Source organism: Legionella feeleii (assembly GCF_001467625.1).
GTDB classification, from domain to species: Bacteria; Pseudomonadota; Gammaproteobacteria; order Legionellales; family Legionellaceae; genus Tatlockia; species Tatlockia feeleii.
Map to the genome: position 1 here is coordinate 48,909 of NZ_LNYB01000031.1, position 24,634 is coordinate 73,542.

Here is a 24,634-nt window from a genome sequence, read left to right on the forward strand (position 1 = left end):
ATTCGAGATTTTTTTTGTTGTGAATGATACTATCGCACATGTTCGATGTTCGTGATGCCTAGGATCAGGTTTAGTGAATTTAAGGAGTAAATGTGAGAGGACAGCAAACTGAGGCAGTTTACAGCAACGATGAAATTAATGTAGTAGCACTCTTGCGTCTGTTGTGGCAAAAAAAGTGGATTATTTTTTTCGTTGTATTATTAACTACAGCAATTGGATGTTTGAAGATTTGGAATACCCAGCCAGTTTTTGAGGCTAAAGCCTATATTGTACCGCCAACAGCCGGTGATATTGCTCCTTTTAATTATGGCCGTTCGTATGACAAGAATTCATTATTAAAACCTTTCCAGGTAAAAGATGTTTATCAGGTATTTGCCTCTTCCTTGTTATCCCAGGCAAGCATGTGGACTCTTTTTAATAAAGCCTATTTACCTACATTGCCAGTTAAACCACGCGATAAAGCATCTTTGAACACACTTTATAAAGGTTTCAGTAGTATCTTGACCGTTAAGGAAGGTATTAAATCTCCAGTGAATTATACGGTGGTTGCCAGAAGTACGAGCAGTGCAGAAGCAGCCAAATGGGTAAAACGTTATATTGATGTCGTTAAACAAGATGCGATCAGTAATATGCTTAACATTGCTATGAGCGAAAACCAAAGCCTGGCTCATGATTTCGAGCAGAGAATCAATATTGTGCGTGAGATAGCAAAAGAACAACGTTATGATCGCATTAAGCAGTTACAAGAGGCCTTAAATGTTGCTCAGGTAATGGAGTCAGATGCTAAATTGCCGCCAAAAAAGGCTTCTTTGAATAAATCCGGTTTGCACGAGCGTAGCAGCAAAGTACTGAAAGCAGAAATAGCTACCCTCAATGCACGGCAATCTGACGACGCTTTCGCCCCGGAATTACGTAAGTTAGAAGGTGAATATAATTTTTTACGTAAGATTACTATAAACCCTGCGGATGTTGCTGTTTTTCGCTTGGACGGCAATATTGATATTTCGGATACGCCTATAGCACCGAGGAAACGCTTGATCCTGGCTTTTTCTCTAACGCTGGGTTTAGTGCTGGGTGTGGTACTGGTACTTATGCAAGCAGTCTTTGCAACAAATCGTGCAAATGAATTGGCAGAAAAATAACTGCAAGTTCGCCAAAGCTGGCTAAATCACGTTATTGTTCTGAATTGGTTCATGGCCGGAGCCTGCTTCGTGCCATGATTGTTGTTATGAAGAATTGAAATTGAAATGAGGATAGTTGGATGAAAGCGCTCGTTACCGGTGCTGATGGTTTTATCGGATCTCATCTTACTGAGTTATTAGTGAGGGAAGGTTACCAAGTGAAGGCACTCTCTCAATATAACTCATTTAATTATTGGGGTTGGCTGGAAGACATTCATTGTTTAAATGATATTGAAGTCTTAACAGGGGATATTCGTGATCCCCATTATTGTAAACACATTACCAAAGGTGTCGATGTTGTATTTCACCTGGCGGCATTAATTGCAATTCCCTATTCTTATGTTGCACCGGACAGTTACGTAGACACCAATGTTAAAGGTACGCTAAATATTTGTCAGGCTGCCCTGGAGAATGAGGTTGGGCGTATTATCCATACATCCACCAGCGAAGTTTATGGGACGGCAAGATACGTACCCATTGACGAGAAGCATCCTTTACAAGCGCAATCCCCTTATAGCGCTTCTAAAATTGGTGCAGATGCGATGGCAATCAGTTTTTTTAACGCTTTTAATCTGCCATTAACGATTGCAAGACCTTTTAATACCTATGGGCCAAGACAATCTGCGCGCGCAGTCATCCCGACAATTATTGCCCAAATTGCCAGTGGCCGGGATCGGATTGAGTTAGGTGATGTAACGCCAACACGGGATTTTAATTACGTTGAAGATACTTGCCGGGGGTTCCTCGAGTTGGCCCGTTGCGACAAGGCAGTCGGTGAGGTGGTAAATATTGGCTCAAACTATGAGATTTCTATTGGCGATACGCTGAATCTTATTCGGGAGCTTATGCAGAGCAATGTTGAGTTTGTTCTCGATGAGCAACGTTTGCGGCCGGAAAAATCAGAGGTTTCCAGACTATGGTGTGATAACACTAAAATTCGTAATTTAACCGGGTTTGAACCCAGGTTCTCTATCAGTGAAGGGTTACAAAAAACAATCGAATGGTTTACCTCGAGTGATAATTTAGCCAAATACAAGGCAGATATTTATAATGTTTGAGTATTATTATGTTTAATTTCCTCATTCAGTTTATTCGTGAACAATACCGCACGGATGATTTTATCCCTTTGCATGCACCCAAATTCATTGGCAATGAACGCGATTATGTTCTTGCCACTATTGAGTCCAGTTTTGTCTCTAGTGTCGGTGCCTACGTTGACAAATTTGAACAGGAAATGGCTGCCTACACCGGTAGCCCCAGTGCGGTAGTCACTGTTAATGGTACCAGTGCCCTGCATATGGCTTTAATTCTGGCTGGCGTCAGCCAGGGGGATTATGTGCTGACCCAGCCATTGACCTTTGTCGCAACCTGTAATGCTATTAGTTATTGCAAGGCAGAACCAATATTTTTGGATGTCGATAGGCGAAATCTCGGTTTATCACCGCAAGCGGTTGATGCCTGGCTGGATGAGTTTGCATTTATTGATGAGGCAGGCCTTTGTCGTCATCGAGCAGATAACCGCATTATCCGCGCCTGTGTGCCTATGCATACCTTTGGGCACCCGGCAGATATTGATGGTTTGCTCGATGTCTCGGAACGTTGGCATGTGCCGATAATTGAAGATGCTGCTGAATCGCTGGGTAGTTTATACAAAGGCCGCCACACAGGTACTTTTGGTAAGATAGGTGTTTTGAGTTTTAATGGAAACAAGATCATCACCACAGGTGGTGGTGGTATGATTCTAGCAGATAAAGAGCTGGGTATTCGGGCAAAATATTTAACAACAACTGCCAAAAAACCCCATCCCTATGAATTTTACCACGATGAAACAGGCTTTAATTACCGTATGCCCAATATCAATGCTGCACTAGGGTGTGCTCAGTTAGAGCAACTGGATTCTTTTATAGAAAATAAACGGTTGTTAGCAAAAAATTATGCGGCCCTTTTAGCAAATACTTCGTTGCAATTTATATCCGAGCCCGAGGGTTGCCGTAGTAATTATTGGCTTAATGCCGTGATATGCGAGAATCAGCAACAGCGCGATGAGTTGCTGAAAGCAACTAATGAGGCAGGGGTTATGACGAGGCCGATCTGGCAACCTATGCATCAGTTACCTATGTTTAAAAATGCATTGTGTGGTTCGCTCAGTAACGTAGAATGGTTTGCTGAGAGAGTGGTTAATTTACCAAGTTCTGTTGTCATTCAGAGAGATGTGCATGCGTAAGATTGCGGTTTTTACAGCTACAAGGGCAGAGTATGGCTTATTGTATTGGCTCATGAAAGCAATTCAGGACAGTAGTGATTTGGACTTACAGGTATTAGTAAGTGGTATGCACCTGGCGCCGCAGTTTGGGGAAACCTGGAAAGAAATTGAAGCGGATGGCTTTAAGATTGATGAAAAAGTGGAGATGCTACTCGCTTCCGATTCCCCTGCGGGCGTTGTAAAGTCAATGGGTCTGGCTACCATCGGTTTTGCTGATGCCTTGTCCCGGCTCAATCCGGATGTTTTATTTCTATTGGGTGACCGGTTTGAAACCCTGGCAATTGCCCAGGCTGCATTAATCATGAAAATCCCTATTGCCCATGCCCATGGGGGTGAATTAACTTTGGGTGCCTATGATGATTCAATAAGGCATGCGGTTACCAAAATGTCATCCTTGCATTTTGTGGCGGCTGAAGAGTATCGCCGCCGCGTAATACAAATGGGGGAGGAACCTGGCAGCGTATTTAATGTGGGTGCACTGGGGTTGGAGCACACTATAAAAACAGCCTGTCTTTCATCTGCCGGGTTGGCGGATGAATTGCAAATTCCCCTTCATGAACCTTATTTTTTAGTGACTTATCATCCTGCAACCAATGCCGATGAACCTGTTGAAGCTTCTTTTAAAGCCTTGTTACAGACGCTGGAGGACTGGCCGAACCATCAGGTACTTTTCACGTATCCTAATGCGGACAATGGCGGCCACATTATTATTCAACTGTTGGAACATTATTGTAAAACTAATCCGGGCCGAGCTTTTGCCGTGAAATCACTTGGCTTTAAAAAATACCTGAGTGCTGTCGCACATGCTGAAGCCGTGATTGGGAACTCTTCAAGCGGCATCATTGAGGTCCCTGCTTTTGGGGTGCCAACCGTCAATATCGGTTTGCGTCAGGAGGGGCGATTGGCCGCTGATTCCATTCTTCACAGCAGGACTGATTATCCTGCAATTAAAGAAGCCTTGAGTAAAGCGTTAAGTCCGGCGTTCAAAGAAAAATGCCGTCAAGTCATTAATCCCTATGGTAATGGGGAGGTATCAGGACGAATTTTACCTGTGCTTAAAAACTATCAATTATCAACTGTAAAACACTTTCAAGATTGGAATTTTCACTATGCATGACCATAAAAAACCGGTTTATATTATTGCTGAAGCGGGTGTAAATCATAATGGCAGTAGAGATCTTGCTTTTCAGTTGGTCGATGCGGCGGCTGAATCTGGTGCTGATGCGGTAAAATTCCAAACCTTTAAGGCAAGCAGACTAGCCAGCAAAAAAGTTGAAAAAGCCAATTATCAAAAATCAACGACCGATAAAGCTGAATCTCAATTGGACATGCTCGCGAAACTGGAGTTACCGGAAGCCTGGCACAGCGATTTGCAAAAGCATGCCAGGGAAAGAGGTATTGAATTTTTATCAACAGCATTTGATGAGCAGAGCTTACAATTTTTACAATCACTCAATTTACCTGTTTATAAAGTTCCTTCAGGTGAGTTGACCAATGCGCCTTTGCTGTGGCGTTTTGCTAAAACAGGTAAGCCGCTGATTATTTCTACTGGAATGGCTACTTTGGCGGAGGTTGAGGAAGGGTTGGCGATTGTAGCCCATGCGTTGCAATTCCCAGAGGAGCCGCGCAGAATCGATGAGGTCTGGCAATGCTGGTCTAATCCCCAGATGCGGGAAATGTTAAAAGGCCACGTCACTTTACTCCACTGTACTTCGCAATATCCTACGCCCTGGCATGAAGTGAATCTGCGTGCAATGGATACTCTGGCGGCAGCATTTGGTTTGGATGTTGGCTATTCTGATCATACTGAAGGAACAGTGATTCCTGTTGCAGCTGTTTCTCGTGGTGCGAGAGTGATTGAAAAGCATTTTACCCTCGATAGGACTTTGCCTGGACCTGATCATCAAGCCTCTATCGAGGTGGCTGAACTCAAAAAATTAGTGTCTGATATTCGCGCCCTGGAAATTGCATTAGGCAGTCCTGTCAAGGCACCACAAGCCAGTGAATGGGATACACGAAGGGCAGCCAGGCAATCGATTGTTGCCGCCCATCATTTACCAGCAGGCAAAGTCATCGAGCGTAGTGATTTAACTACAGCAAGAACGGGTGGTGGTTTACCACCTAGTTTGTTTTGGGAACTAATTGGCTCTACCAGCAGTAAATCGTATGAACCCGGTGAGGTTTTTGAGTTATGATTTTAAATAAGTTTCAGAGGCCTTTAATTTTACTTGGTGCCGGAGGGCATGCTAAGGTTTTGCTCTCGTTGGTCAGGGCTCTGGATTTACCTGTATTGGGCGTATGTGCTCCTGAATTGGTAAATCAAGGAGCAAATTTCTGGCGGGATATCCGAGTCCTTGGGACTGGAGATGATTTAACTGAATTCAATCCTGACGAAGTTGCTTTGGTCAATGCTGTTGGGCGGCGCGTGGGAGATACGAATAGCAGGCAGCGCATTTTCGAAACATTGAAAGCAAAAGGTTATTATTTCCCTGCACTTGTGCACCCGGCAGCTTGCGTCGATCCGGATGCCCATCTCCAGGAAGGAACACAAATTATGGCTGGTGCAGTGGTCCAGGCTGATGCAAGGATTGGTAATAATGTGATTATTAATACGCGTGCCTCTGTTGATCATGATTGTGTCATTGAGGATCATGTTCATATTGCCCCAGGTGCGGTATTGTGTGGCAATGTGTACGTTGGCAAACGTGCTTTTGTTGCCAGTGGCGCTACCTTGATTCCGGGAACCAAGGTAGGTAACGATGCAGTAGTTGGGGCTGGTGCCTCTATTGTACGGGATGTAGCACCAGGAGAATTGGTCTTACCGGCCTTAATACGCCGGACAGAGTTCAGCCTAGAAACATATTGCGGTGATGAAAAATGATAAATTGGGAAACATTACTGATAAAACCCGATACAACAATGAGTGAGGCAATAGAAATTCTTGATCGCGGTGCACAGCGAATCGCCCTCGTTGTGGATGAACAAAGCCGTTTATTAGGAACTGTAACGGATGGTGATATAAGGCGCGCCCTGATTAAACATCTCGCTTTAGATTTGCCAGTACGGGAGATGATGTGTGAGACTCCCAAAAAGGCAGATGCTGATTGGAGCAAAGAACTCATCCTGGCAACTATGGAAAAATACCAGCTTTTGCAATTGCCCATTGTAGATCCTGATGGGCGAGTGGTCGGCTTGGAAACATTGCATGATATCCTAAGAAAACGCCATCGCGATAATCCTGTTTTTCTCATCGCCGGTGGATTTGGTACGCGTTTACATCCCTTGACCCAGGAGTGCCCAAAGCCGTTGCTTAAAGTGGGTGACAAAGCTATTTTAGAGCTGATTATTGAACGTTTTATTGATGCGGGTTTCCATCGCTTTTTTATTTCGACCCATTTTATGCCTGAGATGATCAAAAAACACTTTGGTGATGGTAGTCGCTGGGGGGTTACTATTCGCTATGTGCATGAAGAACATCCACTTGGTACCGGTGGTGCTTTGGGGTTGTTGCCTCATGACGAAATTGATTTACCTATATTCATGATGAATGGTGATTTGCTAACTTCCCTGAATTTTCAGAATTTGTTGGATTTTCATCACGAGCATGAGGGTGTAGCAACTATTTGTGTGCGTGAGTATGAGCATCGAGTTCCTTTTGGTGTATTGAATTTTCATGGCCATCAAGTCACTTCAATTGTTGAAAAACCAGTGCATCGCTCTTTCATTAACGCAGGAATTTATTTACTTTCTCCTGAGTTTGCGCGTAGTGTTTTACCAGGTGTTCGTATTGATATGCCTGATTTGCTCCAACATCACATTGACAAGGGAAAAAGTGTTAATATGTTTCCCATCCATGAATATTGGTTAGATATTGGGCGCATGGATGATTTTAAAAGAGCACAGGAAGAGGTTAGTTTGTTAGGTTTTTAAGATGATTAAGCAAAAAAAAGTTTTGGCAATTATACCGGCCAGAGGCGGCAGTAAGGGATTGCCTGGGAAAAATATTCGCCCTTTAAATGGGATACCTTTAGTCGCGTGGCCTATAAAGACAGCTTTGAGTTCTCGCTATGTTGATAGGGTTATCGTGACAACGGATGATCCAGAAATTGCTAAGGTAGCGTTGGCGCATGGAGCTGAGGTGCCTTTTATGCGGCCAGCCGAATTCGCCAGGGATACTTCGCCTTCATCAGAGGCAGTAATTCATGCAATTAAATTCTGTGCTGAGACGGATGGGCCTTACGATTATTTTGTCTTGCTGGAGCCGACTTCTCCGTTAACGGAAGCGGCTGATGTTGACAAGGCTCTGGAAACGCTGGTGGCTGGCGAAGGATTATCAATCGTTGGGGCAAGTAAAGTTGAGGCTTCTCATCCTGTTTACTGTGCAACGATAGGTGATGATAATTTTTTGCGGCCTTATAACCGGGAAAGTTTTGCTAAACCTATCCGCAGGCAGGATGTGGATGATGTGTATTTTTTTGAGGGTTCGCTTTATATATCAGACACTAAAAAATACCTTGAGACAGAAACTTTCTACCACGAACGCACGTTGCCTTATATCGTTCCTGCTTGGAAGTCTTTGGAAGTTGATACGCTATTAGACTTCTTAAAAATAGAAACCATATTGAAAAATAAAGATTTATTAATTTAAAACCAGGAGCGTTTACATTTCTACTATCTCGGCACTTATGGTTTGATTTTCTGTGCTCCGCTGCGGTGCTCGACAGTCAAACCATTAAGCGCTCAAACTAGCGACATGTAGACGACACCTGTCCATTGAATGGAATAAAAATGAAAAACGACTTTAAATCGCGTCTGTTGCACGTAATTCCTGGTGGCGCTCATACCTATTCGCGTGGTCATGATCAATATCCTGAAAATGCACCGCAAATTATGGTACGCGGAAAAGGGGCCTATACCTATGATGACCAGGGGATTGAATACCTGGATTATGGCATGGCCTTGCGAGCAGTAAATATTGGCTATGCAGAAGATGAAATCGATCAGGCAGCTTTTGAGCAGATTAGGAATGGTAATAATCTTACCAGAGCTTCGATGATCGAATTGGAAGCAGCTGAATTGCTAGTTGAGCTGATTGACAGTGTTGACATGGTGAAGTTTACTAAAAATGGCTCAACCGCTGTTTCAGCAGCTGTTAAATTAGCAAGAGCTTATACTGGTCGCGATTTGGTGGCTCGTTGTGCCGAACAGCCCTTTTTTTCCTACGATGATTGGTTTATTGGTTCCACGCCGATAAAACGTGGTATACCTGCTAATGTCATCGAGCAAACCAAACTTTTTAGCTACAACGATCTTGCTTCATTGGAAGCGCTTATTGCGGAATATCCGGAGCAAATAGCCTGTGTGGTTTTGGAGCCAAGTGCTATGCAGCATCCAGCGCCATCGCTCACTCATGCCGGTGAAACCTATCTTCATGATGTTCAACGCTTATGCAAGAGGCATGGTATTGTTTTTGTCCTTGATGAAATGATCACCGGCTTTCGTTGGGATCTGAAGGGGGCGCAAAATTATTATAATGTTCAACCGGACCTTTGTACTTTTGGCAAAGCAATGGCTAATGGTTTTGCTGTAGCAGCGATAGCAGGCAGGCGTGAAATTATGGAGCTAGGTTCAATTGAATTTCCTGGCCGTGAGCGTCTTTTTCTACTCTCCACAACCCATGGCGCCGAAATGTGTGGCCTTGGTGCTTTCGTTAAAACAGTGGAGTTTATGCAACGGCATCAGGTTGTGGAACACATATGGAATTACGGTAAGTCTTTAATTTCTTTAATGAATCAGAAGGCTGCAGAGGCAGGTATCGCAGATTTCTTTAAGGCAGGCGGGATAGAATGTTCGCCCTGGTATGCAACTTATGATGCGAACGGGGAGACTTCTTTAGCATTCCGTACCTTATTTTCGCAGGAAATGATCAAGAATGGGGTACTGATGCCCTGGATCGCTTTGAGTTACCGGCATGGTGATAAAGAGTTACAAAAAACGGCAGCAGCACTTGAAAAGACTTTTAAAATTTATGCACATGCTATTGAACAAGGTTCAACAGAAGGTTATTTGCAAGGTGAGATCATCAAGCCGGTCTTCAGACGTCATAATTAAAAATGGGTCGTATCGAGTAGATTTATGAATCAGGTACTAATAAAAGATAAAGTTGTTGTTGTTACTGGCGGAGCAGGCCTTTTAGGAGCCGAATTTGTTCAGGCCATTGCCAGGAATGGCGGTATTGCTATCATTGCTGATCAAAATAGGGAAGCAGCACTTGATGCCGTAGAAAGAATAAGTCAACACGATCTGGAAGGGCGTGTTGATTTGGTAACATTGGATATTACAGATAAGACTTCAATTCTTGATGTGGTTAAAACAGTATCCGAAAAATATGGGAAAATAGACGCGTTGGTCAATAATGCTTATCCGCGAAATAAAAATTATGGCCGGCGATTGATGGAGGTCGAATATAGCGATTTCTGTGAAAATGTAAATCTTAATTTAGGGGGATACTTCCTTACTTCCCAGCAATTTGCTGCTTATTTTATGCAACAGGGTTATGGCAATATTATTAATATTGCTTCTATTTATGGTGTTGTAGCGCCCAAATTTGAAATTTATGAGAATACAGCGATGACTATGCCAGTTGAATACGCTGTAATAAAATCGGGTATCATTCATTTGACTAAGTATTTTGCAAAATCATTTAAAGGTAAACAAATCAGAGTTAATTCGTTAAGCCCTGGAGGCATTTTGGATGCTCAACCCGCTTCTTTTGTAAGCGCTTATAAAGAGGAATGTCTCAATAAAGGGATGTTGGATAAACGCGATTTATCTGGCTCCTTAATTTATTTACTGTCTGATCTGTCGAGCTATGTTAATGGCCAGAATCTCATCGTAGATGATGGATTCACAATTTAATTAGGTGTTTTATGACTGAGAAACTTAAGCGTTGTTCTAATTGTTTACTACCAGAAACTTATGAAACCATCGAATTCGATGAGCATGGATGTTGCAACATTTGTAACTCAGCGAAAATTAAAAAAGAAAAAATTGATTGGGTAGCCAGGAAAAAACTATTGGATCAATTGATAGAGAAATACCGTGGTAAAGGCGATTATGATTGTATTATTCCTTTTAGCGGTGGGAAAGATAGTACTTTTCAACTCTTATACCTGATGAAGGAATACAAGATAAAACCATTGGTTGTTCGCTTTAATCACGGTTTTATGCGTTCGGTTATTAATGAGAATAATCAGCGGACCTTCAAGAAATTAGGGGTTGATGTGATTGAGTTTACGCCTAATTGGAAAATCGTAAAAAAACTCATGCTCGAATCATTTATCCGTAAAACGGATTTTTGCTGGCACTGCCATACCGGCATTTATTCCTATCCCATGCAAATCGCCATTAAATACAATGTTCCACTCATTTTTTGGGGTGAGCCCCAGGCTGAATTAACAGCTTATTACGATTATCTGAATGACGAAATCGAGTATGAAGATGAGAAAAAATTCAACATGATTAGAAACCTTGGGATATCGGCAGATGATATGTACGGTATGATTAATACCCCTGAAGATCCAATCGATCGACGAGATTTGAACCCGTTTACTTATCCTAAATTAAGTGAATTAAAAAAACTGGGCTATGCATCAGTGTGTTTGGGAAGTTTTATTCCTTGGGATTATGAAGCCAATACCAAGTGGATTAAAGAGGAACTTGGTTGGCAGCCAGATGAGTTAGAAGGTGTGCCCAACGAAGTTAACACCACTGGTGAGAAGATTGAGTGCTTTATGCAAGGTACCCGTGATTACATTAAATACATCAAGCGGGGTTATAGTCGTATTACGCAAATTAATTCAATTAAATTACGTAACAACAAGATCACCAAAGAAGAAGCTGAAAAATGGAATGCTATAGAAGGGCAACGACCTGAATCGTTGGATGTTTTTTTAAGCTATGTTGGTCTTACTGAAGAAGAATTTAATACAATTGTTAAACAAATGGCCATACCGCCTTATGAGCATGATTTTGAAAATAATCCGAAAGCGAAACCGGTATGGGATACTATTAAGTGGTATAGAGAAGGTGAATGGATAAAATAATAGGCATCTTGGATTATGGCATGGGGAATATTAATTCAGTTTATAATTCCTTGAGCTATTTGGGCTATGAACCTGAAATTGTGAAAACTGCCCAGGCAATTGAGCGCTGTTCACATCTGATTATTCCAGGTGTTGGTTCTTATGCAGTTGCTATGGCCAATATTGCGGCGCTTGAAGTAGATACTGTCATAATGAAGCATGTACAAGAAGGAAAACCCTTACTTGGAATTTGTTTGGGAATGCAGATTCTTTCTACAGAGGGTGAAGAGGGTGGTTACTCTAAAGGTCTGGGATTGATTGATGGCAAGGTTGAGTTTCTTGATCTTCCCGATTTGCCTGTTCCTCATGTTGGCTGGAATTCCTTGACATTTAATTTTGACCATCCCATTTGTAACAACCTGAAAAAGCATGTCGATTTTTATTTTGTTCATTCTTATTTTTTCAATGCCAGTGATACAAGCAATGTGTTGGCTTTAACTGATTATGGTAAACAATTTCCCGCTATTGTCGTTAAGGAAAATGTAGTTGGTATTCAATTCCATCCTGAGAAAAGTCAAGATAACGGTTTGTTATTGCTTGAGAATTTTTGTGAGTGGGGTGGGGCATGTTAAAAAAGCGAATCATTCCAACGCTGTTGCTAAGTAATGGCAGGATGGTCAAAGGCAAACAGTTTGACAATTTTCGTGACACCGGTGATCCGGTATCAGCAGCAAGAATTTACAATGCACAAAATGCCGATGAGTTATTTTTTTTGGATATTGATGCTAATCGGAAAGGCAGTGCTTTTGACATTTTGGAGAAAACGGTCCATGCGGTTTCAGCAGAATGTTTTATGCCTTTGTCAGTAGGAGGTGGTGTTGATTCGATTGAAAAAATGCGCCGCTTACTACTGGCCGGTGCAGATAAGATTTCGATTACCACTGCGGCGCACACCACACCGGATTTAATTGGCGAAGCAGCGAATCTATTTGGCCGGCAATGTGTAGTAGTAGGCTTGGATGTCAAAGTGGAGAATGGAAACTATTCTCTTTACAGCCATTGCGGTAGGCAAAAATCAACCAAGTCGTTACGTGATTTTGTCCTGGAAATGACAGAACGAGGTGCTGGCGAATTTGTTATGAATTCTATCGATAACGATGGCATGATGAATGGTTATGATTTGCAATTAGCCAAAGAGGTGAGACGCTATACGGATCGACCCCTTATCATTGCCGGCGGCGCCGGTACTTTTATGCATTTGGTCGATGCGTTTAAAGAAGCCCAGGTGGATGCTGTTGCCTGCGCCAGCCTTTTTCACTTCGGTGATAATAACCCAATTCGTGCCCGTTCCTATTTGTTGAATCAGGGCATACCCATGAAGCTGACCAAATGAAATTAACCATTGAACTACACTCGCTCAGTGAGTACCTGGCAAAGCAATTACAAACTTTTTATCCTGATGGGGTACCAGTAAAGGATAGTATCAACAAGATAATGCCGACAGTCATTGAACGGCTGGATTACTGCTTTTCTCATATTCGCAAAAAATATTATTTCGATGAGGGACAGGCGGTATTTAATCATTTGAATTCTGATCACTATGCCATGTTTTTGTATTTCGTTGCCAATGAAGCGTATCGGCAGCAATTTATCAATGTGGCGGAAAAAGCATTTTTATTGAATAAAGCCTTACATGGGATTGATGCTTTTTATTCTATTGCTCTTCCAAATGTGTTTTTGTTTGTCCACCCGATAGGCACCATTCTTGGAAACGCGCATTACTCAGATTTTTTGGTAGTTTATCAGAATGTCACTGTTGGAACTGATGTAAATAGTGTCTATCCTCGTTTTGGTGAGGCAGTCGTGCTATATGCAAAAAGTTCGGTAATTGGTAAGTGTGATATTGGTAATAATGTAAGTATCGCCGGCAATACCTTTATAAGAAATACTGATGTGCCCGATGATTCCGTTGCCGTAGGTTTCTACCCTGAAGTTAGGATAAAGAAGAATAGTAAGAATAATAAATATGATTTTTTTCTTAACCAATAGGGTCTGTTGCCGTTTCTACTATCCTGGCCGAAAAGCTGGCGCAATAGCTGCGGAGCGCAGGCAATGCTATAGAACAGGATTTTGTAGTAAATTGACAAGTATAAATTTTTTTATAATAATCCGCTTTTTTTCGCGCAGACACAACTCGCGTCCACAAGATTTTACACATAGCCTCGTTAGCCTCAATTCCTCAAGGTTATGTGAGCGCAGTGGTCAGTGTGGATGTATTCTCAGTGAATTAAGAGCAAGAAACAAGGAGTGTCAATGCGTTTGATACCGACAATTCTATGTGGTGGAGCAGGTTCCAGGCTTTGGCCGGTTTCCCGTGAATTGCATCCTAAACCATTTATTCGCCTAGCTGATGGGCAAAGCCTATTGCAGAAGACTTTTCTGCGGGGAGCGGCTTTATCCGGTGTTGAGGAAATTCTCACAGTCACCAACCGGGAATTATTTTTCAAAACAGAAGATGAGTTTCGGGAAGTTAATGCAGCTGACCTAACCATGTCTTTTATTCTCGAGCCTTTTGGTCGTAATACCGCAGCTGCTATTGCTGCCGCAGCCTTGCGCATTGTTAATCTGTATAATGAAGATACACTGATGCTGGTATTGCCTGCAGATCATCTTATCTCCGAACAGGAAGCATTTGCGGTAGCAATTGCACAAGCGGTTGAGCTTGCTGAACAAGGCAAGTTGGTTACTTTTGGCATTCAGCCTGATCGGCCTGAGACTGGTTACGGTTATATCGAAGCGGATGGTACCAATGTATTAAGTTTTGTTGAAAAACCTTCCTTGCAAAAAGCACAGGAATACCTTGATTCTGGGCGTTTTCTGTGGAATTCAGGCATGTTTTGTTTTTCCGCTGGGATCTTATTGCGGGAGATGGAGCATTATTGCCCGGATATTCTTCTTGCTACTAAAACTTGCCTGGAACAATCCCATACAGCAACTGGAAAAGGGTTTTCACAACTGGAACTCGATGCCCAAAGTTTTAGCACCGTTCCTGAAAACTCAATTGATTATGCCATTATTGAAAAATCGGCGCGAGTTGCTGTTGTGCCGTGTAGCATCGGTTGGAGTGATATTGGCTCCTGGAATGCTTTAGGGGATTTGGCTGAGCCTGATGCACAGGGAAATCGTATTGAAGGCGAGGCACTGCTCCATGACGTATCTAATTGTTATATTCGCAGTAAGGAGCGTTTGATTGGAGCTGTGGGGGTTGAGAATCTATTCATTATTGATACGCCCGATGCGTTATTGGTCGCTGATAAATCACGTGACCAGGATGTGAAGCGTATCTATGCCCAGTTGAAAGCACAAGGTCATGAAGCACATAAACTGCATCGTACCGTGCATCGTCCCTGGGGAACCTATACTGTGTTGGAAGAGGGGCCACGCTTCAAAATCAAACGTATTGAAGTAAGGCCGGGAGCAAGCCTTAGTTTACAAATGCATCATCATCGCAGTGAACACTGGATTGTTGTGAGTGGTATGGCCAAGGTCATCAATGGCGAGCAGGAAATGTTTGTCAGAACGAATGAATCGACTTATATTCCTGCTGGTCATAAACATCGTCTGGAAAATCCTGGTGTGCTTGATCTGGTTATGATTGAGGTACAGAGTGGTGAGTATATGGGCGAAGATGATATTGTCCGATTCCAGGATGTTTATGGTAGGGTGTGAAATTCTTTCCTAAAAGTATTTGCTAGCTACCCAATGCAAAAGGGGAGAGGTTGGAAGTTGGATTAAAAATGTTCAGTCTTGATCCTTAGCCAGCCCTAAATTTAAGAACAACGAAAGAACAATCAAATAGGTTTTGGGCTGGTAAAACTGAGACTATTGAATTTGTTTCGTAACTGACAAATATATCACGAGGTGTTTGGTGAAAACGGCATTAATTACAGGGGTTACTGGTCAAGACGGTGCCTATTTAGCGGAGTTCCTTATCAACAAGGGCTATACAGTCCATGGCATTAAGCGTCGATCGTCCCTACTGAATACAGGTCGCATCGATCATTTGTATCAGGATCCCCACGAAAAGGATCTTCGCCTTATTCTCCATTATGGTGATATGACTGACAGTACTAGTTTAATCCGTATCATTCAACAAACCAAACCGGATGAAATCTATAATCTGGCTGCGCAGAGTCATGTATCTGTTTCCTTTGAGGAGCCGGAATACACTGCCAATTCGGATGCTTTAGGTGCATTGCGTATTTTAGAGGCAATTCGGATCTTGGGTTTTGAACAAAGAACCAAATTTTATCAAGCTTCTACATCTGAATTATACGGTTTGGTTCAGGAAACCCCACAAAAAGAAACGACACCTTTTTATCCTCGCTCACCTTACGCTGTTTCTAAATTATATGCCTACTGGATTACAGTGAATTATCGTGAAGCCTATAATATGTTTGCCTGCAATGGTATTTTGTTTAATCACGAATCCCCCATTCGCGGTGAAACCTTCGTAACAAGAAAAATTACACGAGGTCTTGCGCGTATCAAATGTGGTTTGGAAGGATGTTTGTATTTAGGAAACATCAATGCCAAGCGTGATTGGGGGCATGCAAAAGACTATGTTGAGATGCAATGGTTGATGTTGCAGCAAGAAAAGCCAGAGGATTTTGTCATTGCAACCGGTGAACAGCACAGTGTGCGTGAATTTATTAATTTGGCCGCGAAGGAAATTGATTTAGAGCTTCATTGGGAGGGTGAGGGGATTAATGAGAAGGCCTACGACAGTGATGGTGTATGCCGAATTGCTATTGATCCTCGCTATTTCAGACCTACTGAAGTAGATACTTTATTGGGTGATGCCAGTAAAGCGCGTCAGAAATTAGGTTGGGAACCACGAATTCAATTTCATGAGTTGGTAGAAGAAATGATTCGCGCAGATTATGAAATAGCTTGCAGAGATAAATTTATTAAAGAAAATGGTTACGAAAAATAACCTGCGCATAGTGGAAGAGGGCTTCCAGGACCTGTTGCCAAGCCAGTAGATTATGGCAACAGACCCAATTTTACGAATTGTAATGAGTGAGTGAGATATGCATCATAATGCCAAAATATATGTAGCCGGACATCGTGGGTTAGTGGGTTCAGCATTAGTTAGAGCCCTGGAAAGGCAAGGCTATACAAATCTGTTACTCAGAACGAAAAGTGAGCTTGATTTAACAGACCAGGCAAAGGTTCATGCATTTTTTGCTCAGGAGCGTCCAGAGTATGTCTTTATGGCTGCAGCAAAGGTAGGTGGTATTGTTGCCAATAATACCTATCCTGCTGATTTTGGTTATCAAAACCAAATTATTCAAACTAATCTTATTCATGCTTCCTGGGAAAATAAGGTCAAGCGCTTATTGTTTTTAGGCTCTTCTTGCCTTTACCCACGAGATTGCCCACAACCCATGTGCGAAGAGCATTTGTTAACCGGCCCGCTTGAGCCTACCAACAAAGCGTATGCACTCGCAAAAATATCAGGCATTTCAATGTGTGACTCGTTTAATCGACAATATGGCACCAAATATTTGGTCGCTATGCCGACGAATCTCTATGGTCCAAATGACAATTATGATTTGCAAGCTTCTCACGTCATTCCGGCCTTAATGCGAAAAATTCATGAAGCGAAGATTTCTCATGCGCCGTTTGTTGATGTTTGGGGTTCGGGTGCACCTAAACGTGAGTTTATGCATAGTGATGATATGGGGGATGCAGCGATATTTTTATTAAATTTACCGGACGCCCAATATGATGAATTGCTTCACTGTCCGGTAAGCGGCCCACTGGTAAACATTGGTTATGGCAAAGATATTTCCATTAAAGAGCTGGTCGAGTTACTTTGTCGAATTGTCGATTATAAAGGTGAGGTCAGATGGGATAGCTCCAAACCTGATGGTACACCGAAAAAGCTATTGAATACTGACAAAATCAGTAAAACGGGATGGCAACCGAAATTGGTTTTAGCTGATGAGTTAAAGAAAATATATTTTGATAAGTTTGTTAATGAAAATAAAGTTTCTTTGGCAGGTACTGTATGACACGGTTTTTTTTTATAAGACCTAGCTATTTTCTTTATTTGATTTGGTTGATATTACTGGTTGTTTTTTATATTCAACCTATTGAATATTTGAAGCCAGTTGGCTTCGGTGTTTGGGGTTTCATCCTGGGAGGATTGCTGGTTTTTACTCTGGGTGAGCAATCTGCCCGATTTTTCCCAGTCCGTCAGGAGGCTGCTGTTGCCGTTTCAACGCAGCACCTTAATCGTGTTGTGCTTTTTTCTTCTCTGCTTGGTTTATTGGGTATTTTGTGCCTGACTTATGACAAGCTAGTATTGAGTGGCCTTGATTATTCCCATGGCTTGGCTTTTATCCGTGAACTGCGTGTTCAGCAACTTGACAAGGGTGTGGATGTTCATCGTTCATTTTGGCTGTATTTAGGCTATCCCTTTTTCTCGTTTAGTTATCCGGCTTTAATGCTGTTGGTGATTAATGCTGCCGAGATCAAGCCTTCAGTAGGCCGTTTTGCCCAGCTGTCTGCTAGTTCACCCATCATCTATGCTTTATTGTATGGCGGGCGCATGCCAATATTTATTTTATTCTTTCTTCTTTTGACCTGCTGTTTTATAAGAAAATTTCATGGGAAAACGTTTTTCCCCAGAGAACATGCCTTATTGGCGAAATTGCTTATGTTAGGGATTTGTTTTGCTTTATACAGCAATCATGTCTTGGTTGAGCGTAGACAGAATTCCAATCAGACTTCTTATAATGACTTCATGAACTTTGTTGTTCAGGAAAGTTGGGGGGCGGCGCCAAAACAATGGATAACGACCCTGATTGAGGATGATATAGTAAGTAAAGATACTGCGATGACACTTATGACGAATTCAATGTATCTCACGAATGGGGTAGTTAGCTTAAGCAAGATAATAGACAATCATAAAAAATACACACCTTACTGGGGAACTTACCAGGTTGGTATTTTATCGCCTTTATTACGTGTTTTTTACGCTAACAACACGGTATTGTCTACCATGAAAGAGAATATGGTTGATACCAACATCTATGGTTTTTATACGACTGCCTGGGGAGCCTGGTTCCTGGATTTCGGACTCATAGGGGCAATTCTGTTTATTGCAGTCTGGGGATATGTCAGTGGTACTAGTGCCAAGTATGCCAGAGATCCGGCTCGATTAGGTTCGCAGCTAATTTTAGCGTATTGCTATACCTCTATTGTGGTCAGTATCTTTAATGGGCCCTTGGGGGGTTCTAATAGTTTTCTCATTTTTGTTTCTCTCGTTGTTGTGGCAGTCATGTTAAGGGGAATTGGTGTGAAACCTGTTGCTCAAAGCAGATTGGGCTCCTGATTTTTTAGTTATAGGATAAATGATAATGACCGATGTAATGTTTTTTTCTCACCATAACACTGGCTCTTGGTGGCAGTATTTGGCGGATAGCTTAAACTTTACAAAGTCTGTTTGCCTGGTAAGTGATTTGCGTGGTGAGGGTGATATTTGTATCGTTGATGATTTTTATGCCAATCTACGTGAAAAGGATTGTGCCCAGATTGCCATCCAGCATTTTTCCCCTGCACTTTGTGATGATATCATTCGTCGTTGCCGAGTTTTACGCAATCAACAAAAAGCTCAAGCTTTAGCGATGATAGGCGCGATGTGGTTAACCTTCGACGCATTAATAAAAAAAGAAAAACCAAAATTACTGATTACTTTTATTATCGATCGCTATGTTTTGGATGTTTTAAACCGAGTATTGCAATCTTACAATATACCGTTTTTGGGGTTGACTGCATCGATTGTACCTGACCATGTTATGTTTATGGTAAGAGGGAAATTGATCCATTTACGTGAACCTGAGAAGCAGGAGATTGAGAACGCCAGAAAACAATTAGTCAATGAATCATTTACGCCATCCTACGTGAACAATAGTAAAAAATTTGGTCGTCTGCAGTATTGGCGTACCTTTTTATATTTTAAATTACGCGGGGCAGCGTTCGAATTGATTCGCCATTTAAAGCGCGATAAATTGAATTTGCATTATCTCGAAGCGTTAAATCGCCTGGATCATAAACCGCGCTGGCCTGATTATAAAGTGCTTAATCTATTACATGATGACTGGGAAAAGAGATTGGCTGAGGTCGCCCCTGATAAGCGGGTTTTTTTGGCATTACAATTACTTCCCGAGGCCTCTCTGGATTATTGGCTTGATGATCTTGCCTTGCTCAATAATGAACAGGTAGTCGAGGAAATTTGTAAGGTTCTTGGTAAAGCTGGCTATACTGTTTTTGTTAAAGACCATCCCTTGCAATTTGGTTTCAGAAAACGGGAGGTTATGCAGAAGCTGGCAAAATTACCCTATGTTGTTCTCGTTCCTTATGCTGCTCCAGCGACCCATTTAATTAAAGAATGCCCGATTACAGTGACGTTTACCGGTACTATTGGTTTTCAAAGTGCACTCGCTGGTGCGTGTTCAATTGTTAGTGGCGCTTATTATTCAGACGAGCAACATTTTGTGCATTTCCACAATTTGCATGATATTACTTTGTTACCGGAAAAAATTGCAGCTTTTCAGAAAGACAAACCACAAAAGATTAGTGATGCTGCGATAGATAGCTTATTAACTAACCTTTTATCAGCCAGTGCGCCGGGAGATCTTTTTAGTTTCCGACGCTTTGATAGGAATCAGCCCCAGCACGTAGAAAAAGCCGCAACGTTGGTTGAGTCATTGAATAAATACCTGCCACAGTTTTTGGTTGCTAGAAAAGAAAGTAAAGTACAAGAATCCTGCTCCGTGTAGTCCTGTAACCCGTTTGCAAGCAAATGGGTTAGCTGAGATGCTCTAAATCATTAGTACTGACGCTGGCGAATGCAATCGGCATCAGGTTCTCAGACAAGTTGAATTCCTTTCTGAGCCAATCTCCGCTGAAGGAAATAGGCAGTCAGTAGCATAATGCACCCCAGTACTAACGTACAGGAACCCATAAGCAGATAGTAATTCTGATACAGGGGTAAGCTTTCTAGTGCGGAGCTTTTATTTGCTGGAATTGCTACGAAACCAGCTATGCGTCCGGAAATAGTGTTGGATAAGGAGGCTGCCAGATACCAGACTCCCATGGCGAAGGCTAGTCCCTGACTGTCGCAATAAAGCCCGATCATACTTAAGCCAATTGCTGATACCCATAGTTCTGCCAAAGTAATGAGTATGTAAGTAAACCCTATATAATTACCATCCACATAGCCATTAACTGCATTGGTTGCTGCAAAGGCCATCACTAACAAGGCAACGCCTGCTAACAAGGTTCCGCCGGCGAATTGGTAAGGGATAGTGAATTTAGGGAAGAAACGGTAAAAACGCGGTAATTGAGTACCTAAGGCAATAATAAGCAGCGGATTAAGCATTTGATATTGCGCTGGAGAAACATGAAAATTCAAAAGTTTTAAATTGGAATTATTCTGTGCAAACAAGACGAGGGTTGTATTCATCTGGTTATAAATAATAAAAAATACCACGGCTTCCACAATTAATAATAAGGCAACTAATTGTTTAGTCCTGGTTTCCCCGGTGAGCGCCAAGGTTCTTAAGAGAAACCAAAAAATCCCCAAGCCGCAGCCAATAGTCACAATGATACTGGCAACATAAATATATGAATAAGCAAAGAGGGTGAAGAAATAAATCATTATGAGATAAACAAATAGATAAGCTTTATTTGAGCCGGAAAAAGAAAGGGTATCTTTACCCCAAATGACATTGTCATAAAGAGAATAACGTTTGGCGAAGTTTAAAGCGGCAATTGCCTTGCCAACAAAAACCAAGGTTAAAATTGACAAAGGGCCATAACGACTTTCCATCATTGCCGGGGCGATGATTGTTGCAAGCAAGGCACCGATATTAATTGCCATGTAATAGTAAGTCATAGCCGATTTGGCTTTAATGGCATCATCAGAATAAATATGAGAAACCATACTTGATGAGGTACCTATTAAGAGGGAGTTGGAGGCTGGTATTAATGCGTAAGCGGCGAGAAAGAGCAGATCTCCATATTTACTTAAGGTGTAACCACTTAACATGACAAGTAAATAAGCAGAGGCTAAAAAAATACTGCCCAGCAAGATGGCACGACGAACACCTAATACTTTATCCGCCATAAAACCACCTAGAACAGGCATGAGATAGCCCGTAGCCTGGCTAATTCCTATAAAGGCATAGGCTTTTTCTTGATCATAACCTAGACCATGTGTAAGGAGGGGACGGGTCAGAAAAAGAATTAAAACAGTATTAAGTGCATAAGATGAAAACTGGCTCCAAAAGGTAATCAAAACGATATTATTGGTTTGCTGTTGACGGGTATCCCAGCGCGTAAAATAATTTTTTATTGTTTGATAAACCACATGAGCTCCTTAACAAGTGGCGTACGAACGGTATTAGCGAAATGTAAATAGTCCCTATTTTTTAGCCAGTACCACATCAATAATATGAGTATCATGATAAGGAAAAGTAAATATTTGTCCAAAAAGACGTTTCAATCGTTCTAATAAAAAATTTTTGGGCAACATTCTCATCGAAATACTGTTTAAAAACCAGGTGCCCTCGATGCCAAAATGAGCCAGTTCGTCAATATTTTGCAAGGTAATAGGGATTAGTAACCGTTGATGATGAATCACTTTGAATTGATGCTGTGCAAATACATGGAGTAACTCATCCAAACCTGAAGCGACGGTGGTATTTTTGACCATTGCTTTATAATAATGGCCAACAACGCTGCTCAATAAAGAGCCTTTGGCAATGAAATCGGCTAAATGCTGTTGAGCGACTGGAAATGATTCATAAGTTGTCGTGATCAGAGAAAAATGGCCATTAGCCCGAGTCAACAGATCAGCTTCGTTAAATAGAGTATGAATTGGGATATAAGCGTTGATGAAATGAGCTAAGGTTAAATCCTGGCTGTGGTGCGGTAGATAACGGCTGGCCTCGGTTGCACTGGCTTCTATCGTGGTTAAAGGTAAGGCCTTACGAGCACGGGCCAGCATTTCTGTTGAAATATCTATACCCGTAAAATCCGCTTCTGGCATCAATGGTCTTAGTTTTTCCAAAAAGGCACCATTACCAACGCCAAAATCCAGAACTTTGTAATGTGGTCTTAACCCCAGATGTTCTTGCTTAATCTGTGCTATCGCCACTTTGTGGCTGTCACTAATAGAGCCAAATCGATCTGCGGTTGCATAATTCCCCGCAATCTCGTTATACATGGCCTTTAAGGACATGCAATTTTCCAGTTCATAAACATTCGGACAGTATATCGCCAATTGCGTGCAGGGAATACTCTTTAAAGGATTAAATTGCTGCTGAAGGTTGGCATTGGCTTAGAGAGGCATCGTAATTTTTTATTTATTTTCAATTAGAAAAAATGGTTTAAGCCGATCTCTTAGTTTCCTCTTTTGCCATTTTTGAAAAAAAATCGTTCGATTTTACCTAATTTGCCGTATAATCTACGGGCTTATTTCGTTGCGGCCCAGCATGGTTTAAAAATAGCTTCTAGATAAATAGATTATCTATTGATAATTATGGAGAGGAGATGGCTTGGTTTAGCTTTTATTTGGTTATTTTAACGGTGTCTTGCCTCGTAACATGGTTGTTGCGCCGCTATGCTTTGGCAACAAGTTTGATAGATATTCCTAATCATCGCAGTTCCCATCAGGTTCCAACACCACGAGGTGGAGGTCTTTCTTTTGTTTTTTGTTTTTTAGCAGCAACATTTTTCTTATTCTATCTAAACTGTATCTCATTCTCTGTATTCGCTACTCTGCTGTTGTCTGGTGGAGGTATTGCTGTCCTCGGTTTCTTGGATGACCGTGGCCATATTCCGGCTAAATGGCGCTTGCTAGGTCATTTTATCGCAACAAGTTTTGCTTTGTATCTGTTAGGTGGCATGCCGGCAATTTCTCTTTTTAATTGGACTTTAGCTCCTGGTTTTATAAGTAATGTTTTAGCCGTTTTTTATCTGGTTTGGCTGTTGAATTTATATAATTTTATGGATGGTATTGACGGCTTGGCTGCAGGAGAAGCGATTACGGTATGTTTGGGTGGTGTTTTATTATATTGCTTGCAAGCGGATTTAATGGCAATTTTTTTACCTCTTTGTTTGGCTTTTGCGGTAACCGGATTTTTAATCTGGAATTTCCCTCCGGCACGTATTTTTATGGGGGATGCTGGCAGTGGCTTTTTAGGACTTGTACTCGGATTATTATCGCTTCAAGCTACCACGGTTAATGCCAATTTTTTTTGGAGCTGGCTGATACTTTTAGGTGTCTTTATTGTTGATGCTACGGTAACATTAGTGCGCCGTGGATTGGGTGGCGAAAAACTGTCAGAAGCACATCGCAGCCATGCTTATCAGTATGCTTCCCGCTATTATGGAGGGCATTTGCCTGTAACAGTGGGTGTTTTGGCAATTAATTTGTTGTGGTTGTTACCTTGGTCTTTACTGGTAGGGGTAGGTTATTTCAATGGTTGTTTAGGATTACTCATTGCTTATTCGCCTTTGATAGTCTTGGCTCTAAAATTTAATGCTGGAAAAAGAGAGTAATTTTTCTTTTTATTTATAAAAAATTTTTAAAAATCAAATTCCTTAATATTTTGTTAAGAATGATTGTGTAAACTTACAATCGAATGCTTTATTGTTCATTTTTTGTTCGAATTGTAGTCATCTAGAGCACCATGGAAGCGTTCTATGGAATAGATGATGGCTACTACTAGAAGGGAGATTTGTCATGTTAATTTTGACTAGGCGTATTGGTGAAACGTTAATTATTGGTGATGATGTAAATATCACTGTCTTAGGGGTGAAAGGAAATCAGGTGCGCTTAGGCATTAATGCGCCAAAAGACGTTTCTGTGCACCGCGAAGAGATTTATCTGCGTATACAACAAGAGAAAGAAACAACTGACACTGAAGAAGCGGTATAGGCATAACCCAGATTTCAGCGCAGTCATCCTGCCCCGAATCGTTTAATGAGTAAACAAAGCGGGGCAAACTCCCAATCCCTCTCCTCTC

23 protein-coding genes are annotated in these 24,634 nt (G+C 41.7%); 21 read left to right on the forward strand and 2 right to left on the reverse strand.

Annotated elements, in window-relative coordinates; translation table 11 throughout:
• The first annotated feature begins 92 nt into the window (after window positions 1–92).
• The 19 genes from Lfee_RS05345 (at window position 93) to Lfee_RS05435 (ending at window position 20,380) form a co-directional block, all read left to right on the forward strand.
• Window positions 93–1,142 carry a Wzz/FepE/Etk N-terminal domain-containing protein gene (locus Lfee_RS05345; protein ID WP_058444633.1) on the forward strand — a complete coding sequence of 350 codons (1,050 nt, stop codon included), beginning with the start codon at window positions 93–95 and terminating at the stop codon, window positions 1,140–1,142.
• Window positions 1,143–1,261: 119 nt separating this feature from the next.
• The gene (locus Lfee_RS05350; protein WP_058444635.1) at window positions 1,262–2,239 is read left to right on the forward strand and encodes an NAD-dependent 4,6-dehydratase LegB; all 978 of its coding nucleotides are present in this window, start codon (window positions 1,262–1,264) and stop codon (window positions 2,237–2,239) included.
• 8 nt (window positions 2,240–2,247) lie between these two features.
• Window positions 2,248–3,405 carry a LegC family aminotransferase gene (locus Lfee_RS05355; RefSeq protein ID WP_058444637.1) on the forward strand — a complete coding sequence of 386 codons (1,158 nt, stop codon included), beginning with the start codon at window positions 2,248–2,250 and terminating at the stop codon, window positions 3,403–3,405.
• Window positions 3,398–4,561 (forward strand): UDP-N-acetylglucosamine 2-epimerase, encoded by a 1,164-nt coding sequence (gene neuC / locus Lfee_RS05360; RefSeq protein ID WP_058444639.1) that lies wholly within the window; start codon window positions 3,398–3,400, stop codon window positions 4,559–4,561. The genes Lfee_RS05355 and neuC overlap by 8 nt, the downstream gene beginning before the upstream one ends.
• Window positions 4,554–5,639 (forward strand): N-acetylneuraminate synthase, encoded by a 1,086-nt coding sequence (gene neuB, locus Lfee_RS05365; RefSeq protein ID WP_058444641.1) that lies wholly within the window; start codon window positions 4,554–4,556, stop codon window positions 5,637–5,639. The genes neuC and neuB overlap by 8 nt, the downstream gene beginning before the upstream one ends.
• The gene (locus Lfee_RS05370) at window positions 5,636–6,325 is read left to right on the forward strand and encodes an acetyltransferase (RefSeq protein WP_058444643.1); all 690 of its coding nucleotides are present in this window, start codon (window positions 5,636–5,638) and stop codon (window positions 6,323–6,325) included. The genes neuB and Lfee_RS05370 overlap by 4 nt, the downstream gene beginning before the upstream one ends.
• Window positions 6,322–7,374, forward strand: a complete 1,053-nt coding sequence (locus Lfee_RS05375; protein ID WP_058444645.1) for a nucleotidyltransferase family protein — start codon at window positions 6,322–6,324, stop codon at window positions 7,372–7,374. The genes Lfee_RS05370 and Lfee_RS05375 overlap by 4 nt, the downstream gene beginning before the upstream one ends.
• A 1-nt stretch (window position 7,375) precedes the next feature.
• Window positions 7,376–8,092, forward strand: a complete 717-nt coding sequence (locus Lfee_RS05380; protein WP_058444646.1) for an acylneuraminate cytidylyltransferase family protein — start codon at window positions 7,376–7,378, stop codon at window positions 8,090–8,092.
• Between the two features lie 140 nt (window positions 8,093–8,232).
• Window positions 8,233–9,555 (forward strand): glutamate-1-semialdehyde 2,1-aminomutase, encoded by a 1,323-nt coding sequence (locus Lfee_RS05385; protein WP_058444648.1) that lies wholly within the window; start codon window positions 8,233–8,235, stop codon window positions 9,553–9,555.
• A 24-nt stretch (window positions 9,556–9,579) separates the two neighbouring features.
• Window positions 9,580–10,362: an oxidoreductase gene (locus Lfee_RS05390; RefSeq protein WP_058444650.1), complete on the forward strand. Its 783-nt coding sequence runs from the start codon at window positions 9,580–9,582 to the stop codon at window positions 10,360–10,362.
• An 11-nt stretch (window positions 10,363–10,373) separates the two neighbouring features.
• The gene (locus tag Lfee_RS05395; RefSeq protein WP_058444652.1) at window positions 10,374–11,549 is read left to right on the forward strand and encodes an N-acetyl sugar amidotransferase; all 1,176 of its coding nucleotides are present in this window, start codon (window positions 10,374–10,376) and stop codon (window positions 11,547–11,549) included.
• Window positions 11,537–12,160: an imidazole glycerol phosphate synthase subunit HisH gene (gene hisH, locus Lfee_RS05400; protein WP_058444800.1), complete on the forward strand. Its 624-nt coding sequence runs from the start codon at window positions 11,537–11,539 to the stop codon at window positions 12,158–12,160. Before Lfee_RS05395 ends, hisH begins: the two co-directional genes overlap by 13 nt.
• Entirely contained in the window at window positions 12,154–12,921 is a 768-nt protein-coding gene (hisF, locus tag Lfee_RS05405; RefSeq protein ID WP_058444654.1) for an imidazole glycerol phosphate synthase subunit HisF, read from the forward strand. The genes hisH and hisF overlap by 7 nt, the downstream gene beginning before the upstream one ends.
• A complete protein-coding gene (locus Lfee_RS05410) occupies window positions 12,918–13,577 on the forward strand; it encodes an LbetaH domain-containing protein (protein ID WP_058444656.1) in 660 nt (219 codons plus the stop codon). Before hisF ends, Lfee_RS05410 begins: the two co-directional genes overlap by 4 nt.
• Window positions 13,578–13,841: 264 nt before the next feature.
• Complete coding sequence (locus Lfee_RS05415; protein ID WP_058444658.1) at window positions 13,842–15,257, forward strand: mannose-1-phosphate guanylyltransferase/mannose-6-phosphate isomerase; 1,416 nt, start codon at window positions 13,842–13,844, stop codon at window positions 15,255–15,257.
• A gap of 199 nt (window positions 15,258–15,456) precedes the next feature.
• Complete coding sequence (gmd, locus tag Lfee_RS05420; protein WP_202972487.1) at window positions 15,457–16,524, forward strand: GDP-mannose 4,6-dehydratase; 1,068 nt, start codon at window positions 15,457–15,459, stop codon at window positions 16,522–16,524.
• 97 nt (window positions 16,525–16,621) lie between these two features.
• The gene (locus tag Lfee_RS05425) at window positions 16,622–17,608 is read left to right on the forward strand and encodes a GDP-L-fucose synthase family protein (RefSeq protein ID WP_058444662.1); all 987 of its coding nucleotides are present in this window, start codon (window positions 16,622–16,624) and stop codon (window positions 17,606–17,608) included.
• Window positions 17,605–18,933 (forward strand): hypothetical protein, encoded by a 1,329-nt coding sequence (locus tag Lfee_RS05430; protein ID WP_058444665.1) that lies wholly within the window; start codon window positions 17,605–17,607, stop codon window positions 18,931–18,933. The genes Lfee_RS05425 and Lfee_RS05430 overlap by 4 nt, the downstream gene beginning before the upstream one ends.
• 25 nt (window positions 18,934–18,958) lie before the next feature.
• On the forward strand, window positions 18,959–20,380 hold the full coding sequence (locus Lfee_RS05435; RefSeq protein ID WP_058444667.1) for a hypothetical protein: 1,422 nt from the start codon (window positions 18,959–18,961) through the stop codon (window positions 20,378–20,380).
• 89 nt (window positions 20,381–20,469) lie between these two features.
• Here Lfee_RS05435 and Lfee_RS05440 read toward each other — a convergent pair whose 3' ends face one another.
• Together Lfee_RS05440 and Lfee_RS05445 are read right to left on the reverse strand one after the other, a co-directional pair.
• A complete protein-coding gene (locus tag Lfee_RS05440) occupies window positions 20,470–21,972 on the reverse strand; it encodes a peptide MFS transporter (RefSeq protein WP_058444669.1) in 1,503 nt (500 codons plus the stop codon).
• 54 nt (window positions 21,973–22,026) lie between these two features.
• Window positions 22,027–22,845: a class I SAM-dependent methyltransferase gene (locus Lfee_RS05445; protein WP_058444671.1), complete on the reverse strand. Its 819-nt coding sequence runs from the start codon at window positions 22,843–22,845 to the stop codon at window positions 22,027–22,029.
• Window positions 22,846–23,156: 311 nt separating this feature from the next.
• On the opposite strand from Lfee_RS05445, the gene Lfee_RS05450 reads away from it, so the two are divergent.
• Window positions 23,157–24,167: an MraY family glycosyltransferase gene (locus Lfee_RS05450; protein WP_058444673.1), complete on the forward strand. Its 1,011-nt coding sequence runs from the start codon at window positions 23,157–23,159 to the stop codon at window positions 24,165–24,167.
• Window positions 24,168–24,351: 184 nt separating this feature from the next.
• Window positions 24,352–24,546, forward strand: coding sequence for a carbon storage regulator CsrA (csrA, locus tag Lfee_RS05455; protein WP_019217553.1), 195 nt, complete (start codon window positions 24,352–24,354; stop codon window positions 24,544–24,546).
• Window positions 24,547–24,634: the final 88 nt, after the last annotated feature.

Excerpts from the sequence above, each read along its gene's own strand:
- Lfee_RS05350 (WP_058444635.1), top strand. The coding sequence starts at position 1,262 with ATGAAAGCGCTCGTTACCGGTGCTGATGGTTTTATCGGATCTCATCTT.
- Lfee_RS05355 (WP_058444637.1), top strand. The coding sequence starts at position 2,248 with ATGTTTAATTTCCTCATTCAGTTTATTCGTGAACAATACCGCACGGAT.
- neuC (WP_058444639.1), top strand. The coding sequence starts at position 3,398 with ATGCGTAAGATTGCGGTTTTTACAGCTACAAGGGCAGAGTATGGCTTA.
- neuB (WP_058444641.1), top strand. The coding sequence starts at position 4,554 with ATGCATGACCATAAAAAACCGGTTTATATTATTGCTGAAGCGGGTGTA.
- Lfee_RS05370 (WP_058444643.1), top strand. The coding sequence starts at position 5,636 with ATGATTTTAAATAAGTTTCAGAGGCCTTTAATTTTACTTGGTGCCGGA.
- Lfee_RS05375 (WP_058444645.1), top strand. The coding sequence starts at position 6,322 with ATGATAAATTGGGAAACATTACTGATAAAACCCGATACAACAATGAGT.
- Lfee_RS05380 (WP_058444646.1), top strand. The coding sequence starts at position 7,376 with ATGATTAAGCAAAAAAAAGTTTTGGCAATTATACCGGCCAGAGGCGGC.
- Lfee_RS05385 (WP_058444648.1), top strand. The coding sequence starts at position 8,233 with ATGAAAAACGACTTTAAATCGCGTCTGTTGCACGTAATTCCTGGTGGC.
- Lfee_RS05390 (WP_058444650.1), top strand. The coding sequence starts at position 9,580 with ATGAATCAGGTACTAATAAAAGATAAAGTTGTTGTTGTTACTGGCGGA.
- Lfee_RS05395 (WP_058444652.1), top strand. The coding sequence starts at position 10,374 with ATGACTGAGAAACTTAAGCGTTGTTCTAATTGTTTACTACCAGAAACT.
- hisH (WP_058444800.1), top strand. The coding sequence starts at position 11,537 with ATGGATAAAATAATAGGCATCTTGGATTATGGCATGGGGAATATTAAT.
- hisF (WP_058444654.1), top strand. The coding sequence starts at position 12,154 with ATGTTAAAAAAGCGAATCATTCCAACGCTGTTGCTAAGTAATGGCAGG.
- Lfee_RS05410 (WP_058444656.1), top strand. The coding sequence starts at position 12,918 with ATGAAATTAACCATTGAACTACACTCGCTCAGTGAGTACCTGGCAAAG.
- Lfee_RS05415 (WP_058444658.1), top strand. The coding sequence starts at position 13,842 with ATGCGTTTGATACCGACAATTCTATGTGGTGGAGCAGGTTCCAGGCTT.
- Lfee_RS05425 (WP_058444662.1), top strand. The coding sequence starts at position 16,622 with ATGCATCATAATGCCAAAATATATGTAGCCGGACATCGTGGGTTAGTG.
- Lfee_RS05430 (WP_058444665.1), top strand. The coding sequence starts at position 17,605 with ATGACACGGTTTTTTTTTATAAGACCTAGCTATTTTCTTTATTTGATT.
- Lfee_RS05435 (WP_058444667.1), top strand. The coding sequence starts at position 18,959 with ATGACCGATGTAATGTTTTTTTCTCACCATAACACTGGCTCTTGGTGG.
- Lfee_RS05445 (WP_058444671.1), bottom strand. The coding sequence starts at position 22,845 with ATGTCCTTAAAGGCCATGTATAACGAGATTGCGGGGAATTATGCAACC.
- Lfee_RS05450 (WP_058444673.1), top strand. The coding sequence starts at position 23,157 with ATGGCTTGGTTTAGCTTTTATTTGGTTATTTTAACGGTGTCTTGCCTC.
- csrA (WP_019217553.1), top strand. The coding sequence starts at position 24,352 with ATGTTAATTTTGACTAGGCGTATTGGTGAAACGTTAATTATTGGTGAT.